Source organism: Moraxella sp. I5G, from assembly GCF_055193055.1.
Genome location: NZ_JBUXLH010000005.1, coordinates 29,482 through 43,210, shown reverse-complemented (window position 1 = coordinate 43,210; position 13,729 = coordinate 29,482). Strand labels below are relative to the sequence as shown.

The following is a 13,729-nucleotide window of genomic DNA, read 5'->3' as shown; positions in this document are numbered from 1 at the left end:
GATAAAAATCAGGGTGTTATTGATTACCTAACTTATGAATTAATTTAAATTTATTTCAATAATAATTTATTAACTCGTTTTAAATAACCTGCTGGGTCATCCAACTGTCCACCATCTGCAAGCAGTGCTTGGTCAAAAATCACCTGTGCTAAATCATCAAATTCAGCAGAAGTTTCAAGTTTGTTAATTAATGGATGAGTTGGGTTAATCTCAAGTGTTGGTTTAACATCAGGTACAGGCTGACCCATTTGTTTAAGCATTTGCACCATTTGTGGGGTCAATTCACCATCACCAACTACAAGACAAGCAGGACTGTCTACCAAACGAGTAGATACTCGCACATCTTTGGCTTTATCGCCAAGCGTGGTTTTTAAACGCTCTACGACTGGTTTTAAGTTTTCTTCAGCCTGCTTAGCTTCTTCTTTTTCGGCTTCATCGGTTAAATCGCCCAAGTCCACCGCGCCTTTGGCAATATTTTGTAGTGGCGTGCCATCAAATTGGGTTAAAAAGTTCATTGCCCATTCATCAACACGGGCTGTCATCAAAATCACTTCAATGCCTTTTTTATTAAACAATTCCAGCTGTGGACTGTTTTTAGCGGCGGCAAGATTTTCAGCGGTCAGATAATAAATGGCTTTTTGCCCCTCTTTCATGCGTGCCTTATAATCAGCAAAACCTGTAACGATTTCGCTGTTTTGACTGGTGGCATAACGAAGCAGTTTTGCGATGCGCTCTTGATTACCTTGGTCTTCGCCCAAACCTTCTTTTAAAACATCACCAAATTCAGCATAAAACGCCTTGAACTTATCTTGTTTTTCACTTTCTTCAGAACCTGCCAAACTAGCAAGCAAAGTCAAGATGCGACGAGCATTGCCATCACGAATTGCTTTAACATCGCGAGATTCTTGTAAAATTTCACGACTGACATTCAGTGGCAAATCACTACTATCAATTACCCCTTTCACAAAACGCAAATACATTGGCAACAACTGTTCAGCATCATCCATGATAAATACACGTTTAACGTATAATTTTAAACCACGTTGATGTTCACGAGCATACAAATCAAATGGCGCTTTTTTGGGAATGTAAAGTAGTTGAGTATACTGTACACGTCCTTCAACTCGATTATGCGTCCACGCCAATGGGTCTTCAAAATCATAGGTTACGGTTTTGTAAAACTCCTGATATTCATTATCAGTAATATCACTTGGTGTGCGTGTCCATAATGCTGATGCTTTGTTAATAGTTTCGTATTCATCAGTTAAAATATACTCACCTTTACCTGCAACCACCTCACCATTTTCATCAAGCTCATCTTGCCATTCTTCTTTGCGCATTTGGATAGGCAAACTGATATGGTCTGAGTATTTATTCACCAAAGATTTAATGGTGTAACGGTCTAGGTAGTTTTGAGCGTCGTCACTACCTGTAGCGTAATTTTCTTTTAAATGTAAAGTAATCGCTGTGCCATGCGTTGCTTTTTCAATCGTTTCAGTTGTAAATTTACCTGTACCATCAGACACCCAGCGCACACCTTGATTAGAAGGCTCGCCTGCTTTACGGCTCTCTACGGTAATTTTATCTGCAACGATAAACCCAGAATAAAAACCCACACCAAACTGACCAATTAAATTACCATCTTTTTTATCAGTTTCAGATAATTTTTCCAAAAAAGCTTTTGTACCTGATTTGGCAATCGTTCCTAAGTTTTCAATAGCATCCGCTTCATTCATACCAATGCCATTATCACTAATCGTAATGGTATTGGCATTTTTATCTAAATCAATTTTAATGGCAAGCTGACTATCACCTTCATACAAACTGTCATCTGAAGTTGCCAAAAATCGAAGTTTATCACAAGCATCTGAGGCGTTTGACACCAGTTCACGTACAAAAATATCAGCGTTAGAATATAAAGAGTGAGTAACCAGGTGCAAAAGCTGTTCTACTTCGGTTTCAAATGTGTGTTGAGTAGGATTTGACATAAATTCTCCATTGGATTTTTAGACAAATTGACACAATAATAGGTCTGATAAGTTTAATATAAGAACAAACATATAAATCAGCAAAAGAGATAAGGTTAATTTTACAATTTTCAAGGGCAAAAAATAAACCAATACATGATTGGTTTATTTTTTTGCCTAGATTTATTGCCAAATATTATCTTGAGACATCATAATTGCATTTACAAAAAGCAGTACATTATTCGTAGAACAAAGCTCATAATTTTTACTGTTTTTTACACAAAAAATCAGTTTTTCAGTCCCTCCTGATTCTGCCATTGCAGTTAATTGAGCGCCAGTTAGTTTTTCCAAGGTTGACTCAGAACGAATAAAGGATTTAGCAACCTCATTATTTAGTTTTATTCGACCAAGGTCAATACTGGAGAAATCAATTTTTATATCCTCATCTGGCATTCTAAACATGCCAGAATAACCGCCATATTCAGTAACTTTTTCCTGATAGATGCAACTTGATTTTTGTAATAATTTATCATTTTTTAGTATATAGCAAGTTGTATCATCACTTTGTTGATGGGCATTCGCGTGAGTGCTTCCAAAACAACATAATGCAAACATAAAGGCTGATATATAAGATAGCGCCGATTTCATAAATTCTCCATATAATGAATATCTTAGGTGATTATATCACAAGAATTATTTTAAGCACAAAAGCACTGCTAAATGGTTAGTATTTGCGCATTTTTCATCTGTTCAGTCACTTGATGAGTTGCAATGATTAATATTCCAATCTCACCCTTTTGTTGTTTAGTATTTAAATTTTGCCATACTATTTGACGTGTTTTATCATCCAATCCTGCAAACGGCTCGTCTAGCAAAAGAATTTTTTTAGGATTTAATAAAAGACGCGCTAAAGCAATTCTTCGTGCCTGCCCCCCCGATATTGCCATACCATACTCACCTAGTGGTGTATTTAGTCCCTTTGGTTGATTTTTAACCCAATCCAGTAAATCCACCTGTTCAAGAACACACAACAACTCATCATCGGTAGCAAAGGCCTTGCCCAACTTCAAATTATCCGCCAGTGTTTGATCAAAAATATCCACCGTTTGCCCCAAAAAACCAAGACTTTGCTCAAATTCAACGTCTAGATAATTAACATCATTTAACCAAATATCGCCTGATTCTGGTGGCAACTCGCCTGCCAATACTGAAAGCAGTGTGGATTTTCCTGCGCCTGACGCCCCCATAATTAAGTTTGGTTTTTGTGTATCAAAGACTGCATTAATTTTTTCAATACCAAAAACAGCTTTGGTTTGCTTGGCACAAACATTTTGCAACACAAGTTTTAAATCACCTGTTATCTTTTGGTGATTGATAGATGGCTTGGTTTGACTTGGCACATCTAAAAGTTCGTTTAATCGGGTTTTTGCCACCAAACTTCTACCCAAAGCCAATGGTTCAGCCACTAATAACAACACAACCTCAATCAGACCAAAGATGCCAAACACCAATGCCAATACTAATGCTGGGGTTATCTTGGATATTTGAGTATGGTCAATTTGATTGCCATTTATTTGCAAAAGTTGATTAATGCTTGGGATTTGACTGGTTAAGGTTGGGTCAGTAAACAACCCATTTGCACCAATCAATAAAGACAGTACCGAAAATAGAATGCATACTTGCACCAAAAATCCTGCATTACGTCTTAATTGATGGGCTTTTTGAGTTAGTGTTTGATGTTTATCATCTAATTGATTAATTTGTGAAATCGTATCCTGCCAACGCCCAAAAATCAATAGCGAAGTCAAAGCAGGTAACGTATCCAGTAACAGACTTTTTCTTTTTTGATTTAGAGCATCTTCATCAAAAGCAAAAGACACCCCCATTTTTAATGCCACAAAAGCAAAACAAAGCGCCAAAAGCAAACAAAGTGCTGAAATCATTGCCTTTGGCAGCAAAATCACCATGGTTATTGCCATCAATAATACACTTACCAGCACAATGATGCTTGGTGAAATCAAACGCAATGTAAATTCATTTAAGGTGTCAATATTTTTTACCAAACGGTACATTTTTTGTGAGCTGGTTTGGTTATTTTTAATGCGATTAATAATAGGTAGACCTACCCACTGGCGAAAAAATTTTACACGCAAATCTCTTAATAGAGCAAAAACAGCGTGGTGCGATACCATCAAATCGCCATAACGCGCCAATGTTCGGCATAACGCAAAAATACGAATTAGTAGTGATGGCAACGCATACAGCAAAACCACCCCCAAAAGCCCGCAAGCGGCAGCCATGCTTACAAACCAACCTGACACCATCACCAGCCCAAGCGATGAAATCACAGTAATTAACCCAAAAAGCCATGCCACTGCCCATAAAAATTTTTGGGGATAAATAAGCTGTCTTAAACGAAATTTTGTATCTTTCATGCCAATCCCTTATCTTTACTATTGTTTTCTAAGTCATAAATTGCATCAAATCCTGTAAAATCAGTATCATGCGTCACCCAAATTACCGTCTTATTTTGACTTAATTCCAATAATAAATTCTTGATATTTTTTGCAGTTTTTGTATCCAAATGCTCAGTAGGTTCATCAAGAAACCAAATATTAGCATCTTGTAATAATAGTTGTGCAATTGCTAAACGCTGACCTTGACCGCCTGATAAACCGCCGCCACGTTCTGTTAGCTTGGTGTGAATGCCATCAGGTAATTTTTCAATGATTTGCCAAAGTTGAACATTTTTTAAGGCAGCAATCATTTCATCATCACTAGCGTCTGATTTTGCTAGTTTTAAATTTTCAGCAATGGTTAAAGGTAATAAATAAGCACTTTGTGATAAATAGCCAAAATTTTGACGTAAATGAATTAAATCCAGCTCTTGGTAATTAATAGACTGTTTTTCATCAGTCAATATCACGTCACCTTCATAATCGCCAAATCCTAATAAAACTTGCAAAATTGTAGATTTACCAAGACCACTTTTTCCAATAATGGCGGTACGTTTTCCCGATTGAAAAACAGCATTAGCTGGTGATAGTCGTAATCTGCCATCATCACCAAAAACCGTTAAATTTTTAAGTTCAAAACCAACAGGGTTTTTTAAAGTCAGTATCTTTGTTCCTTGCTTTTTTTGTTTAAAATTTAAAATTGGAGCAATTGCTTTGGCACAGCTCACCGCCTGACCTTTGACATGATACTCCGCCCCTAGTCGTCGAAGTGGTGCATAAAATTCAGGCACTAACAATAAAATAAATAAAGCAGTTTGATAATTAGTTAAAATTATCCCTTCTGACCATGGCAACTTTCCTAAGAGTCCAAAACCCAAATACACTGCAACCAGTGCAATGGATACCGCTGAAATCATCTCCAGTGCCGTACTATTTAAAAAAGCAATTTTTAATACCTGCATGGTACGATAGCGATAATTTTCACTACTTTTGGCAATATCAGCACTGGCAATATCGGTTGCTCCAAGCCGAGTTAATGTATTAGCACCACGTATCCAATCTAAAAAACGACCGCCAAGTTGTGCTAATGCGTCCATTTGCTCACGGCTTTTTCTAGCAGTTGCAATGCCGATAATCGCCATTAAAATCGGGATAAACGGCGCAGTTGCCAGCAAAATCAATGCGGCTGTTTTACTATAAAAAGCAATACAACCTGCCAATAACAGCGGCGTAGACACAGAGGTCATTTTTTGCACTTCAAACCGAGCATACCCTAAAAGATGGTCTGGTTCATCTATGATCTTGCTTGCCAAGACGCCATCAGAACCAAAATAACGCCGTGCCAGTCCCAAAGTTTTCAGTTTATTTAATAATTTTAAGCGTGTTTGACTGGCGATTTTAAGTCCAATATTGCTTAATAAATAATCACGAATATAACCTAGGACAATCCGAATCAACATACAAATTGCCAGCAGTGTTAGATTTTGCCAAAAATTAGTCAATTCACCAGCTGGTTGACCCAAAAATTGCATTAGCCAGCCGTTAAAAATCCAGACCAAAACACACACTTGACCAACCAGCACCATAACACTTAACATATCCAAAAGCCAAGTAACCATGATAATTTTTTTAACAGGGCTAAATGTGGCTTTTAAAAATGCTGCTGCCATAATCTCATCTTGAGAACGTCTTGATTTACGGCGAGTTTTTTGGGGAGGTTGCGATATTTTGACGGACTTATCAGTAATACTATTATCCATAATGATAAATTTTTATAAAATTGATTAGTCATTATCGCTAAAATAACCCATAAGTTCAAGATATGATAAGAAGTTTAAACTAAAATTAAAATAAGATGCGATGATGATTTAAATTTTCACCATATTTATTAAGGAAAGTTATGAATAACAATGTACTACGTAAAACTATGATTCAAAAAAGAAAAACCTTAACCAAAAAACAAAGAAATCTTGCGGCTTTTAAAGCCAGTTTATTTTTACCCAAGTTATTATCTTTATTGCCTAAAAACGCTAAAATTGCCCTATTTTTAGATGGGTTTGGTGAAATTCCAACCTCGTTAATCATCAAATTTTGTCAAAACCATCAATTTTCAATTTATTTGCCGATTACCAAAAAAAATAAACCCTTATTATTTGCGCCTTTTTTACATCCTAAAACTCCCTTAAAAAAACATCGTTTTGGCATGTATGAACCATTAACCTACCCACAAATTAGCGCAAATAAACTGGATGCAATTATCTGTCCTTTGGTTTTAGTAGATAAAAAAGGCAATCGCATTGGGATGGGTGGCGGATTTTATGATAGAACATTTGCAAAAAATCCAAATGTTTTAAAAATTGGCTATGCTTACGATTTTCAATTGGTTGAAAACCTACAAACTCAAGTTTGGGATAAAAAAATAGATGTTTTAATTACTGATAAAAATATTTATCGTTTTTAATAAAAAAAAGACAGTTTGAAATAAACTGTCTTTTTAATAATTTGATTATTTTAAACAATAAACCTAAAATTATAAAACCAAAGAGGCAATCCAACCAAAGATAATCAAAGGAATGTTATAGTGAATAAATGTTGGAATCACCGTCCCTTTAATATGGTCATGTTGCCCGTCAACATTTAACCCCATAGTTGGTCCAAGCGTGGAGTCAGAAGCAGGGGAGCCAGCATCGCCCAAAACACCAGCGGTTGCCACCAGCGCCACCGTTGCCATTGGACTAAATCCCATTGCCATACATAAAGGCACATAAATGGTTGCAATGATTGGAACGGTAGAAAACGATGAACCAATCCCCATAGTTACTACAAGCCCAATAATCAGCATTACCAAAGAGGCAATGGCTTTATTGCCTGCAAATAACGCAACAGATGATGAGACCAAAGAGTCGATTTGATTGGTAGCGTTCATCACTTCAGCAAATCCTTGCGCTGAAATCATAATAAAACCAATCATTGCCATCATTTTGATGCCGTCATTAAATACATCATCGGCTTTAGACCATTTTACCACGCCTGTTGCCATAAAGGTTGCAAAGCCGGCTAAAGAACCCAAAATCAGCGAATTGGTTTTTAATTGAATGCCAAAAGCAACTAAAATTGCCAATAACGTAACTGCAATTTTAAAATTAGTATTTTTAGTTTCTGAAGCTAAATTATCCAGATTATCTGATTTTAAGCTGTCTTGTTTTAATTCATTCGTCGCTGCAACGGTTAATTGATTATCGTAAGTTTTTGGTTTACGATAACTAATAAATACTGCTGTTAATAAACCAGATAGCATACCCAAAGCTGGAATCGCCATGGCTTTTACAACCGAAACGTCTTTAACATCAAGCCCTGCTTTAGCAACATTGGCTATAATAATTTCATTTAAATAAATATCTCCAAATCCATATGGAATAAACATATAGGTATTCACCAAACCAAACGTAATCAAACAAGCAATTAATCGTCTGTCTATATTTAATTGGTTAAATACAGTTAATAATGGCGGGATTAATAATAAAATAAATGCAATATGAATGGGAATCAAATTTTGACTAAAACATGCGGCAATCACAATGATAGCAAAAACACCCCATTTGATGCTGTTTGATTTAGCATGTTTGACCTGATAAATCACCTTATCAGCAAGCAGTTTTGGCACGCCAGAATGTGCTATTGCCATCGCAAAAGCTCCAAGCATGGCGTAAGATAAAGCAATTTGTGCGCCATTTTTTACGCCCGTTTGAAAATGACTGAGCACGCCTGCGGTTATCACGTCTTTGGTTTGACCATCAACCACATCAAGTAGTGGCAACCCTGCAACAATTCCACCAACCAATGCACCCACCAAAAGAGACAGTACCACATGGACACGAGCCAGCGATAAACCAACCATGATCAGTACTGCAAGCAATACCGCATTCATACACATTCCTTTTGAATTTATAAAATGGCTATTATATACCAATTGTTAAATTGATATAGGGTTTTCTTACCAATTTTTCTATGAGTTTGCTGTTCCTTAAATTAGCTTTTTTAATTTGGCTGATTTATTGCTGTTTTATCAGTTGTGAAATCAACTGAGCAGCGCAATAAGTCGCCAAAAGCCATAAAGCAAAATAAAAATCAGGCACAACTTCTCTAATTTGATAAAATTGCTGACATTGATTAGAGGTAAGATGCTTTGGAATCACAGTGAGTGTGTAATCCCCAGCATCTAATTTGACATAACAATCAAGCATGAACACTTGGTTAAAATAACTGCGTCTAATAAAAATGAATGCTGGGCGTATTTTTACTGACTGTCCTGAACCGTTGGTAATCTTTAAAATAAAATACCTACTTTGGTTTGCAGTTAATAAATTTCTTTGAATAAAAATACCATAATATGCTGATTTTTTAATACAAAAAGAATAACCGCCTGTTTGTATGGGACACTTAAAAATCAACTGCCCATACAAAGTGCGGTATAAAAAATAGATAAATGGCGCAAAAACCACAACAAATAATAAAACAAGACCGGCAGCAAATAAGAAAATAGTTACCCCTTACCCAGATATAATTTTTTATTATATGATTTTATTAAAAACCATCATGAATTTTCAGTGCTGATGTCAGGTGTCAAATTAATACCTGCTTGCGCTGCCAAACCATCAGGACTAAAAACTCCTTCATAAACAAAGGCGGTTGGACCTGTCATCATGACTGAATAGCCTTCTTGCCAACGCACTGCAAGACTGCCACCGTACAATTGGGCGCGAATATCCACACCCTCATCAAGCCAACCTTCACGGACACCCACAGCAACTGCTGCACATGCGCCAGTGCCACAGGCTTGAGTTTCGCCAACGCCACGTTCATAAACGCGAAGGCGGATATGACGCTGATTAACTACTTGAACAAATCCAACATTGACGCGCTCAGGAAAAGCTGAATGCGACTCTATGGCTTTACCTAATTTATTGACATCTGCCGTTAATACATCATCAACTTTAATCACTGCATGAGGATTGCCCATATTGGCAACATAAAGAGAAACAGGAAAGCCATCCACATCTAAACGGTAAGAATTACCAATTTTAGTAATGGCTTTAGGGGCAAAAGGAATGTCTGCTGGTTCAAACTTTGGTTTACCCATATCCACTTGCACCCAGCCATAACGGTCTGTTGTTAATGTAATAATACCACTGGCTGTTTCAACTTTAAGACGCTGTTTAAAGGAGAGTTTTCGGGCTTGTACAAACGTTGCAAAACAGCGAGCGCCATTGCCACATTGAGAAACTTCATGTCCATCCGCATTAAAAATACGATATTTAAAATCCACATCGGGACGAGTAGGCGGTTCTACAATCAATAACTGGTCAAAACCGACACCCAGATGACGATTAGCAAGCAATTTTACCAAATCGCTTGTTAAATTCATGCGTTGTGTTACCAAATCAATAACCATAAAGTCATTGCCCAGTCCGTGCATTTTTGTAAATTCAATCAGCATTGTTATTCCTTATATTGTTAAATTATGCCTATCTTATCATGTTTGGCATAAATTAACTAGGCTAAATACAATCAGGCTGACCCTTGCTTGGCTTTATGATGGATGATTGTTTAAGTTTTGATAATATGCCATTACTGCTGATGCAATTGCATCATTTAAATAAGCCAGTTTGGGTGTGCGTGCTTTAAATTCATTAAACAGCGTTGTAGTTGCAGTGCTGTGGCTATTAGGTAAACATAAATACTTTTCACTAACGGGAATTGGATAATCATCCTTGGCATCACAAACACTTACAAGTGGTTGCTTGCTGTTTTTGTATAACACATCAACCACGCCTGAAAATAGACAAAGATTTGCCTCTTGTTCCACCAAACTTTGAATCTCTCCACCACTGACGATTTGATTTTCTTTAGCGGTGTTGGTAAATGTCAATCGTAGTGCTAATGGCAAATCATCTAACACCAAAACAATTTTACCAACGATTTTAATATGGGTTTTGGGGCTAATGGTGCCTTCTGTAACACCCAAAATTTGACAAGCTTGCTTTGCGGTAACTTTAGTCAATGTTTTTTGTAATAGTTCAGTCGTTAAAGGATGTTGATTTTTAATCTCATCGCTTAACGCGTCATAATGGGTCAAAAATAGCGTTGGCAAATCAGATTCACAAACAAATTTTTCAACACGGGCAGTGTGTACACGAAAAGGAACTTCTTCATCGCAAAGCAATTCTTGCAAAATTAATTTTTCATTCATAAATCATCTTAAATCATATACATAACCAATACTAATATATCATAAATTAACCAACTGTGTTAAAATTTAGCGTGTTTTTTGTTGTTTAAAATGGAGCAGATATGCATTACAACCCTGATAATATTTTTGCCAAAATCCTAGCAGGTAAAATCCCTTGTCATAAGGTTTATGAGGATGATAAAACGTTGGCATTTATGGATGTAATGCCTCAAGCGGTCGGTCATGTACTTGTTATTCCAAAATGCGAGGCGGTAGAACTGAGTGACTTACCACTGGAATTTGCAGCTGCTGTTATAGCGACCGCTCAAAAAGTAATCAAAGCCCAAAGACAAGTTTTGGAAACCAAAGGCGTTATACAAATGCAGCTTAACAACCAAGAAGCAGGACAAAGTGTTTTTCATTATCACATGCACCTGATTCCAACACACATCCATCAGCTTGGCAAACATGAGGATAAACTGGCGGACATGGAACAATTAGCAGAAATGGCAGCAAAATTAAGCCAAGCCATCGTATAATTATCAATCTATCATCAGACAAAGAAAAACCCCTTTATACTGAAATAAAGGGGTTATCCAGATAAATGACGCCATCTTAACACTAAAGATGGTGTATTAGTTATTTTTTAGGATTGCCTGTCAAATGTCCAACTTTTTTAGTTACTACCCAAGCGATGGGTAAACTAACTAAAAATCCCAAAGCTACAGAAGCCAACACATAAACCCCTGTTCCTTTATCAGTAACAAATGCAATAATCATCAACACTCCAATAAGCACGGTTGATGCAATTGAAAAAATCACACTAAATAATGGTACATTCATGGCAAATCTCCAAATATCAGCTGTGGAATGTTATTCCATTGAAAAAATTATTTTGAATAAAAAATAATAAGCTGAAAAATCAATCAGTTATAAATCAAATTGTAAAATTTAAACACATATTTTAAATTGACAATTTAAATCTACTGTGATTTATTATACCAAAATTTCCTATAATTTGAAACACATCCGCCCAACAAAACCGCAGATTCTCTGGATTAACTGCATTAAACACTCATCAAAAAAACCATGATAAAATACAGTTTATAAGGTTTAACAAATATTTTAGTTAAAGTTTCGTTGGAATTTATGAAATAATACTTATTTGATTGTGGTAAATAATTTAAAGGCCTATTAATAAATGATTAATTTTCAAAATAATCAAAACAACAATTACAATAAAAGAATCTCCCTTGCGCCAATGATAGATTGGACTGTTCGAGAGTTTCGCGATTTTGCTCGGCTATTTAACCCTTATATTTATCTGTACACTGAAATGATTAGCACCAGTGCTATTTTAAAAGGGGATACCCATCATCTGTTGCATTACAATAAAAATCAACACCCATTGGTGCTACAGCTTGGTGGCAGCTGTCCCGAAGAAATGGCAAAATGTGCAAAAATTGCTGAAAATTTTGCTTATGATGAAATTAATATCAATGTTGGTTGCCCATCAGACCGTGTTCAGCACAATAAAATTGGAGCGTGTTTGATGGCAGAACCCAGATTAGTTTTTACTATGGCAAAAGCGATGCGGCAAAATACTGATAAACCAATTACCATCAAGCATCGTATTGGGATTGATACTTTTGATAGTTATGAGTTTATGAAAAATTTTGTTGAGACGGTCATGGAGGCTGGTATTCGACACTTTATTGTGCACGCACGCAGCGCATGGCTAAAAGGACTATCACCAAAGGAAAATCGTGAAATTCCACCGCTGCGTTATGAGTATGTTTATCAATTAAAAAGCGATTTTCCAGAACTTTTTATAGAAATTAACGGTGGTATTGATAATTTGGCTCAAATTACCAAACATTTATCTTATGTGGATGGTGTGATGATTGGACGGGCATTTTACCATCAACCAATGTTGATGGGTGAATGCATGCAAATTTTTGGACAAAAACCGCCCAGTTATGCTGAGATTTTTGATAAACTAATGAAGTTACTAGGAACACAGACTAAACAAGGGTTGGATATCAAATCGTCCGTTAGGCATTACCTAGGACTGTTTCATGGGCTTGATGATGCCAGAATTTGGCGACAAACATTAAGTGACAAAAAAACACTTACACTGGATAAACTACACCTAACGGGAGAAAAAATATTACAAATTAATCAGTTAAGGAATTTTTGATATTAGCCCAAAATCAGTTCCAAAACTATTTTGCTGCCAAAAAAACCTACTGCTAACAAAACAAACCCATAAATGGCAAAATTAGCTGCTTTTTTGCCTCTCCAGCCATTTTTGTAATGACCAATAATAAATATACCAAAAACAATCCAGCTTGCTAGACTAAAGAATAATTTATGAGCAATGTGTTGTTTTAAGATGTCGTAAGTAACTCCAAAGCCAAAACCTAAAGCTAAACTAAGCAGCACAAATCCCAATAAAATCATGTCAAACAACAAGCTTTCCATACTCTGTAAACTTGGTAGTTTGCTTACCCAAAAACGGTGACGGGTCTGGTGTTTAAGCTCTCTAATTTGTAAGCGCAAAATTATTGCTTGTACACAAGTCATTAAAAGCACGCAATACGCCATGAACGACAGCAAAATATGAATCTGTAAAAAAATTCCCAAGTCTGTTAATGGATGATAAGGCGCAACACCAAAATAACCAACGCTAATGCCAATAATTGCGGTTGGTAACGCCAAAACGCCTAGACTTAGAATTGGACGATAAAGGCCAAACAAAACATAAAACCCCAAAAAAAACAAACTGGTTAAACTAATGGCGTTAAAAATGTTAAGATTGAGTCCATACAATGTTACAATTTGTGGCGCCAGCAAACTGGCATGAAAGAGCATCGCAGTTATAATGCTTGTCAGCATGATAGACTTATTAATTGGTAAATTTTTAATCAGACAAAAATATAAATATCCGCCAACCATCAAATAAATTAGCGTTGCAGCACCGTATAAAAATAACATGATTTTATCCTAATTGTTGGTCTATCTTAGATGGTTACTTTGGTATTTTTATTTATTTGTGCATTTTAACCAAGTCTTTA

13 protein-coding genes are annotated in these 13,729 nt (G+C 36.2%); 3 read left to right on the top strand and 10 right to left on the bottom strand.

Translation table 11 applies throughout. The features are described from left to right. Positions 1-50: 50 nt before the first annotated feature. The 4 genes from htpG to cydD form a co-directional block, all read right to left on the bottom strand. The gene (gene htpG, locus ACZBKJ_RS04010) at positions 51-1,988 is read right to left on the bottom strand and encodes a molecular chaperone HtpG (RefSeq protein WP_463199638.1); all 1,938 of its coding nucleotides are present in this window, start codon (positions 1,986-1,988) and stop codon (positions 51-53) included. 162 nt (positions 1,989-2,150) lie between these two features. Then, the gene (locus ACZBKJ_RS04005) at positions 2,151-2,615 is read right to left on the bottom strand and encodes a hypothetical protein (RefSeq protein WP_463199637.1); all 465 of its coding nucleotides are present in this window, start codon (positions 2,613-2,615) and stop codon (positions 2,151-2,153) included. A 68-nt stretch (positions 2,616-2,683) separates the two neighbouring features. After that, the gene (locus ACZBKJ_RS04000) at positions 2,684-4,402 is read right to left on the bottom strand and encodes an amino acid ABC transporter ATP-binding/permease protein (protein ID WP_463199636.1); all 1,719 of its coding nucleotides are present in this window, start codon (positions 4,400-4,402) and stop codon (positions 2,684-2,686) included. Beyond that, on the bottom strand, positions 4,399-6,183 hold the full coding sequence (cydD, locus tag ACZBKJ_RS03995) for a thiol reductant ABC exporter subunit CydD (RefSeq protein WP_463199635.1): 1,785 nt from the start codon (positions 6,181-6,183) through the stop codon (positions 4,399-4,401). Before cydD ends, ACZBKJ_RS04000 begins: the two co-directional genes overlap by 4 nt. A gap of 140 nt (positions 6,184-6,323) precedes the next feature. On the opposite strand from cydD, the gene ACZBKJ_RS03990 reads away from it, so the two are divergent. Beyond that, positions 6,324-6,884, top strand: a complete 561-nt coding sequence (locus ACZBKJ_RS03990) for a 5-formyltetrahydrofolate cyclo-ligase (RefSeq protein WP_463199634.1) — start codon at positions 6,324-6,326, stop codon at positions 6,882-6,884. A 69-nt stretch (positions 6,885-6,953) separates the two neighbouring features. Here the strand turns inward: ACZBKJ_RS03990 and ACZBKJ_RS03985 are convergent, their stop codons facing one another. From ACZBKJ_RS03985 to ACZBKJ_RS03970, 4 genes are all read right to left on the bottom strand, one after another. Beyond that, entirely contained in the window at positions 6,954-8,351 is a 1,398-nt protein-coding gene (locus ACZBKJ_RS03985; protein ID WP_463199633.1) for a Na+/H+ antiporter family protein, read from the bottom strand. Between the two features lie 124 nt (positions 8,352-8,475). Continuing rightward, positions 8,476-8,874 carry a hypothetical protein gene (locus tag ACZBKJ_RS03980; protein ID WP_463199632.1) on the bottom strand — a complete coding sequence of 133 codons (399 nt, stop codon included), beginning with the start codon at positions 8,872-8,874 and terminating at the stop codon, positions 8,476-8,478. Positions 8,875-9,017: 143 nt separating this feature from the next. After that, positions 9,018-9,920 (bottom strand): diaminopimelate epimerase, encoded by a 903-nt coding sequence (dapF, locus tag ACZBKJ_RS03975; protein WP_463199631.1) that lies wholly within the window; start codon positions 9,918-9,920, stop codon positions 9,018-9,020. Between the two features lie 93 nt (positions 9,921-10,013). Continuing rightward, positions 10,014-10,673 carry a hypothetical protein gene (locus ACZBKJ_RS03970; protein ID WP_463199630.1) on the bottom strand — a complete coding sequence of 220 codons (660 nt, stop codon included), beginning with the start codon at positions 10,671-10,673 and terminating at the stop codon, positions 10,014-10,016. Positions 10,674-10,774: 101 nt separating this feature from the next. On the opposite strand from ACZBKJ_RS03970, the gene ACZBKJ_RS03965 reads away from it, so the two are divergent. Then, entirely contained in the window at positions 10,775-11,191 is a 417-nt protein-coding gene (locus ACZBKJ_RS03965) for an HIT family protein (RefSeq protein ID WP_463199629.1), read from the top strand. 100 nt (positions 11,192-11,291) lie between these two features. Here the strand turns inward: ACZBKJ_RS03965 and ACZBKJ_RS03960 are convergent, their stop codons facing one another. Further along, on the bottom strand, positions 11,292-11,495 hold the full coding sequence (locus ACZBKJ_RS03960) for a hypothetical protein (protein ID WP_463199628.1): 204 nt from the start codon (positions 11,493-11,495) through the stop codon (positions 11,292-11,294). 358 nt (positions 11,496-11,853) lie between these two features. Between ACZBKJ_RS03960 and dusA the strand changes: the two genes are divergently transcribed. Then, entirely contained in the window at positions 11,854-12,852 is a 999-nt protein-coding gene (dusA, locus tag ACZBKJ_RS03955; RefSeq protein ID WP_463199627.1) for a tRNA dihydrouridine(20/20a) synthase DusA, read from the top strand. 2 nt (positions 12,853-12,854) lie between these two features. Here dusA and ACZBKJ_RS03950 read toward each other — a convergent pair whose 3' ends face one another. After that, positions 12,855-13,649 carry a cytochrome C assembly family protein gene (locus ACZBKJ_RS03950; RefSeq protein WP_463199626.1) on the bottom strand — a complete coding sequence of 265 codons (795 nt, stop codon included), beginning with the start codon at positions 13,647-13,649 and terminating at the stop codon, positions 12,855-12,857. Positions 13,650-13,729: the final 80 nt, after the last annotated feature.